4 protein-coding genes are annotated in these 5,524 nt (G+C 74.0%); 2 read left to right on the top strand and 2 right to left on the bottom strand.

The features are described from left to right. Nucleotides 1–645: HAMP domain-containing protein (locus AE652_RS34210; RefSeq protein ID WP_049658767.1), on the bottom strand; the 645-nt coding region annotated here is incomplete at its 3' end. A 510-nt stretch (nucleotides 646–1,155) separates the two neighbouring features. Between AE652_RS34210 and AE652_RS34215 the strand changes: the two genes are divergently transcribed. After that, complete coding sequence (locus AE652_RS34215) at nucleotides 1,156–3,717, top strand: SpoIIE family protein phosphatase (RefSeq protein ID WP_049658769.1); 2,562 nt, start codon at nucleotides 1,156–1,158, stop codon at nucleotides 3,715–3,717. A 304-nt stretch (nucleotides 3,718–4,021) separates the two neighbouring features. Then, the gene (locus tag AE652_RS34220) at nucleotides 4,022–4,585 is read left to right on the top strand and encodes a GPR1/FUN34/YaaH family transporter (protein ID WP_049658771.1); all 564 of its coding nucleotides are present in this window, start codon (nucleotides 4,022–4,024) and stop codon (nucleotides 4,583–4,585) included. 8 nt (nucleotides 4,586–4,593) lie between these two features. Here AE652_RS34220 and AE652_RS34225 read toward each other — a convergent pair whose 3' ends face one another. Next, a complete protein-coding gene (locus tag AE652_RS34225; protein ID WP_079272802.1) occupies nucleotides 4,594–5,439 on the bottom strand; it encodes a phosphatase PAP2 family protein in 846 nt (281 codons plus the stop codon). Nucleotides 5,440–5,524: the final 85 nt, after the last annotated feature.

The raw sequence follows: 5,524 nt of genomic DNA on the forward strand, positions 1-5,524 counted from the left end.
CGCCGTGGTCACCTGGGCGATGTTGCGGACCTGGGCGGTCAGCCGGCCCGCCATGGTGTTGACCGAGTCCGCCAGGTCCTTCCAGCTCCCGGACACGCTGCGGACCTTGGCCTGGCCGCCGAGCTTGCCCTCGGTACCGACCTCGCGGGCCACCCGGGTCACCTCGTCGGTGAACTCGGAGAGCTGGTCCACCAGCCCGTTGACGGTCCGCCCGATCTTCAGGTACTCGCCGCGCAGCGGGTGGCTCACCCCGTTGCTGTGCAGCGAGCGAAGCTCCATCTTCTGGTCCAGGTCGCCCTCGGCGATCGAGGTGAGCACCCGGCCCACGTCGGCCATCGGGCGGGCCAGGTCGTCGATCAGCGCGTTGCAGTTGTCGACAGCCGCCATCCAGGCGCCCTCGCCCGCGCCGGTCTCCAGCCGCTCGTTCAGCCGGCCCTCGCGGCCCACCGCCCGGCGGACCCGCGCCAGCTCACCGGTCAGGTGCTGGTTGCGCTCGGCGACCTCGTTGAAGACCGCGGCGATCTCGGCCAGCGGCCCGTCCCCGGGGACGGTCAGCCGGCGACGGAAGTTGCCGTCCCGCATCGCGGTCAGCGCCGACAGCAGCTTGCGCAGCTCGGCGGGCTCCGCGCCACGGTTGTGACTCACCCGCCGACCGGCCGCGTTCCGCGGCGCGGCCCCGGGGCGCCCACCGCGCGGGGCGGGCGGCGTCGTTCCGGTTGCGTCCTTGGTGGCCGAACTCAACGGGCCCCTCCCACATCGTGAACTGTCCGGTGACCGACCCGTGCCGGTGCGGCACGCACCCGGGCACCGGCCCGGTCGGGCTGCGTACCGGCGGCCCGCGGCGCGCCGGCACCCCGACGACCGTACTGCTCCCACCGGCCGTCGCGGACCCCCCAGTCTGGCAGCACCGGCACCGGGTGAAGGGCCGGTTGCGCTCGGTTCGTACCGCACCGTCCGAAACAGGTGGGCAGAATCACCCTCTGGTGCCAGTTTCGACTCCCCGCCCCCACGGGGAACCAAGCGGAAAGTAGGGTGGAGCGCTGCACCGGGCCACGGCCCGACCCAGCGCCGCCGCTCACCCCGACGGCGCGCACGGGGAGTCGGCGCCGCGCCCCCGGAGAGCCAGGGCAAGAGCAGCAGAGGAGAAGTGGCAACGTGGTCACCGCGCGCGCAGCCGCCACCTTCGACCCCGACGGCCGGTCCGCGGCCGCCGCACGGGGCTTCGTCCGGGACGCGCTGCTCGGCTGGGGGCTGCCCGAGGTCGTCGACGACGCGGTCGTGCTGGTCAGCGAGCTCGTCACCAACGCCGTCGTGCACGCCGGCACCGCCGCCGAGGTCTGCTGCCTGCGCGAGGAGGAGAGCGTCCGGATCGAGGTCACCGACCACCATCCCGAGCGCGGCCTGCCCTCGCTCGGCGACGGTCCGGTCGTCGACTCCGACCGCTACGCCGACCCGGACGGCGAGGGCGGCCGCGGCCTGCTGATGTGCTCCGCCCTCGCCGAACGGTGGGGCGTCGAGTACGCGGCCGGCCGCAAGACCGTCTGGTTCCGCCTCGCCCTGCCCGTACACGTGTCCGGCACCCGCTACGCCGTTCCCGCGACCCCCGGCAGCGACCTGCCCAGCGGTCCGGGCCCGGTGCACGTCGCCGTCGTCCAGCTCGACGAGGACGGCCGGGTGCTGGCCTGGAACCCGGACGCCGAGGCGCTCTTCCAGCACCCCGCCGCCGCCGTCCTCGGCCGTCCCTGGGCCGACCTCGCGGTCTGGCCGCAGGCCCCCGCCCGCGGCCTCGGCCTGACCGACACCCTGCGGATGGCCCGCTGGGAGGGCGGCTACGGCGTCCGCCGCCAGGACGGCCGCGAGGTCGAGGTGTACGGCGTCCAGGTCCGGCTGCGCGACACCGAGGGCGTCCCCTCCACCCTCTGCCTGCTCGTCCTCGAACCCGACCGCGCGGTGCTGCGCTCCCCCGCCCGCGCCCTGCCCGGCGAGCGCCCCGACCCGGCCGGCCCCCGGCTCGACCTGCTGGCCGGCCCGGTCGCCACCGACGACCTCGACACCCTGCTGCAGCGCACCGTCGAACGCGCCCGCGACCTGCTCGACGGCGACGCCGCGTACCTGCTGCTCACCACCGACGACGAGGCCGAGTTCGAGGTCCGCGCCGCCACCGGACTCACCTCCGGGCACCGCCGACACGCCCGCTTCCCGGTCGGCACCGGCAACCGCTACGACTCCGCCCGGCTGCCCTCCGTCCACGAGGACCTCGCCACCCGGCCCACCGGCCTGCCGTTGCTCTCCGACAGCGGCATGCGCTCCCTGATCACCGTCCCGCTCAAGGTCGAGGGCCGGCTGATCGGCTCGCTCGGCATCGCCGCCGCCGTGCCCGGCCGCTACGACAACGAGGACGCGCTGCGCCTCCAGTTCGCCGCCGACCGGGTCGCCCTCGCCGTCGAGAGCACCCGGCTGACCGAGCTCGAACAGCTGCGCCGCGGCTCGCTCTCCTTCCTGGTCGAGGCCTCCGACCTGCTGGCCGGCACCCTCGAACACGAGCAGACCCTCGCGCTGATGGCCCAGATGGCCGTCCCCACCCTCGCCTCCTGGTGCGCCGTCTACACCACCGCCGACCACTCCTCCCCGGCCCGGCTCGCCTTCGTCCTGCACGAGGACGAGGACCGCATCGACCCGCTGCGCGCCCTGCTCGACAAGACCCCCGTCCCGGAGGCCGGCCCCTCGCACGGCGTCCGGTTCTGGACGGCCCCCGCCGAGACCGCCGAGGCCGGCGGCCTCACCGACGGCCCTGACCTGGCCGGCCTGCTCGGCGAGACCGTCGTCCTCGCGCTGACCGCCCGCAACCGCGTCATCGGCCTGCTGGTGCTCGGCGTCCCGGCCGGCGTCCGGTTCCGCCAGGAGATCCTCGAACTCGCCGAGGACCTCTCCCGCCGGGCCGCCCTCGCCCTGGACAACTCCCGCCTCTACTCCGAGCGCACCGCCACCAGCCAGGCCCTCCAGCGCAGCCTGCTCCCGCCGGACCTGCCGGAGATCCCCGGCGTCGAGGTGGACGTCTACTACCAGGCGGCCGGCGAGGGCAACGAGGTCGGCGGCGACTTCTACGACCTGTTCACCATCCGCGAGGGCACCTACGGCTTCGCCATCGGCGACGTCTGCGGCACCGGCCCCGAGGCCGCCTCGGTCACCGGCCTGGCCCGGCACTCACTGCGGCTGCTCGCCCGCGAGGGCCTGGACGCCCCGCAGGTGCTGCGCCGGCTCAACGCGGCCATCCTGGACGAGGGTTCGCGCAGCCGCTTCCTCACCCTGCTCTACGGCGAGCTGACGCCCCTTCCGGACGGCAGCACCGAGCTCTCCCTGGTCTGCGCCGGCCATCCGCTGCCGCTGCGACTGCGCACCGACGGCCAGGTCGACCGCGCCGCCACCCCGCAGCCGCTGCTCGGCGTCATGGACGACCTCGACCTCACCGCCGAGCGCCTGGTGCTCGCGCCCGGCGAGGTCCTGCTCTGCGTCACCGACGGGGTCACCGAACGCCGCGAGGGCCGGCGGATGCTGGGCGACGACGGCCTCGCCGAGGTGCTCACCGGCTGTACCGGGCTGACGGCCGGAGCGGTCGCGGCTCGGGTGCAGCGCGCGGTCGAGCGCTTCGCCCCGGAGCCGCCGTCCGACGACATGGCGATCCTGACCCTGCGGGTGCCCACCCGGCGTCAGGTGTGAGCGGTCATCCGCTGACGCAGTCACAAATTGTTATATTCACAATGGTACAAGCGCGTTCGGCCGGGTAGACCGATCCCACCGGGGAATCCCCCGGCCGGGACGTGACCGGCGGCTCTCCGCCGGCCCACCACGTCCGCCGGCCCATCACCTTCGACCGCAGCCGCGCACGCTCACAGCCGTGCGCCCTCGGCGCGGTCGCGCGCGGCCCTCATCCCCACTCCTTCTCTCCACCTCTCTGCACTCATCCGGACGACACCACAGCGTCGCTGCGCCCTGCGCGCGCCCAGAGTGAAAGGAGCCTCCGGTGAGCAACGAAGCTACCGGGGCAACGAACGCCCGCTCCACCGGAGCCGACGCGGGTAACCTCGGCTACCTCGCGCTCGGTCTCACACTGCTCGCCTACGGCCTGCTCTCCACCGGCGTCCTGCACGGCGCCGGAGTCGGGAACGCGGCCGACCTCGCCCTCCTCCTCGGCGGCGTCACCCTCTTCATCGCGGGCCTCTGGCAGCTCCGCGGCGGCGAGGGCTTCACCGGAACCGCCTTCACCAGCCTCGGCGCCTTCTGGGCGGCCTGGTCCGCGGCCGGCGGAGCCGGCAAGAACGCCGCCGGCCTCTTCCTGCTGCTGTGGGCCCTGCTCGGCCTCACCCTGACCGCCGCGAGCTGGGGCGCCGGCCTGCTCGGCCGCGCCGTCTACGGCCTGCTGACGGTCTCCCTGGTGCTCTCCGCCGTCGCCAGCTTCGGCGGCTACGGCGGCCTGGCCAAGACCGGCGGCTGGATCGCGGCCGCCTCCGGGCTCGCCGCCTGGTACCGGGCCACCTCCGCACTGAGCAACGGCTCCTGGGGAAAGCTCGCCCTGCCGGTCAAGTGACCGTCGGTTCAGCCCACCTGCTCCAGCCGCTCCTCGGCGGCGCTGAGGGGCCGGACCTCCGTCCCGGCGGAGGCCCGGCCCCGGCGCCGTGCCGCCACCGCCAGCACGGCGTAGGCCAGGAGCAGGATCGCCACCGCCACGATGCCGTCCAGCCAGAAGTGGTTGGCCGTCACCACGACCACGGCCACCGTCAGCACCGGGTGCAGCACCATCACCCATCGCAGCGAACTGCGCGACACCCGGATCACCGCGACCGCCGCCAGCACGCACCAGGCGACGTGCACCGAGGGCATCGCCGACAGCTGGTCGGCCACCAGCACACCGCCGACCGCGCCGCCGTACACCGACTGCCCGTACTGGGCGGCCACGTCGACGAAGCCGCTCTCCGGGAGCATCCGCGGCGGCGCCACCGGGATGAACTGCACCAGCAGACAGACCGCGGTCGTGATCACCACCGTGTTGCGCACCCACGCGTAGCGCTCGCGGTGCCGCACGAACACCCAGAGCAGGACGCCGAGCATCACGGCGAAGTGCATGGCCGCGTAGTAGTAGTTCGCCAGCCTCACCAGCACCGGGTACGGCGTGACCGCCTTCTGCCAGGAGGCCTCGTCCGGCAGTCCGATCACCTGCTCGGTGTGGTGGATCCAGCTCGCGCGGTCCAGCGCGTGGTCCGTACTCATCACCGAGAGGTGCCCGACCAGCTGCCAGAGGGCGAACAGCGCCAGCAGCGTGCCGGCCTCCCGCAACAGCGCGGACAGCGCCGGCTTCCGGCCCTTCGCCGCGGCGTACGCGCCCGCGTAGAGGCCGACGGAGACGGCCCCGGCGGACTGCCAGGTCAGGGTCAGGTTCTGCATTGGCAGAGGGTAACGCAAAAAGCCCCTTCCCGGATGGGAAGGGGCTTTTCGGAATAATTGTTCGGCGGCGTCCTACTCTCCCACA

Source organism: Kitasatospora sp. MY 5-36 (assembly GCF_001182915.1).
Lineage (GTDB): Bacteria > Actinomycetota > Actinomycetes > Streptomycetales > Streptomycetaceae > Kitasatospora.

Bases quoted from the DNA above. Each gene is read 5' to 3' on its own strand.
- AE652_RS34225 (WP_079272802.1), bottom strand. From the start codon at position 5,439: ATGCAGAACCTGACCCTGACCTGGCAGTCCGCCGGGGCCGTCTCCGTC.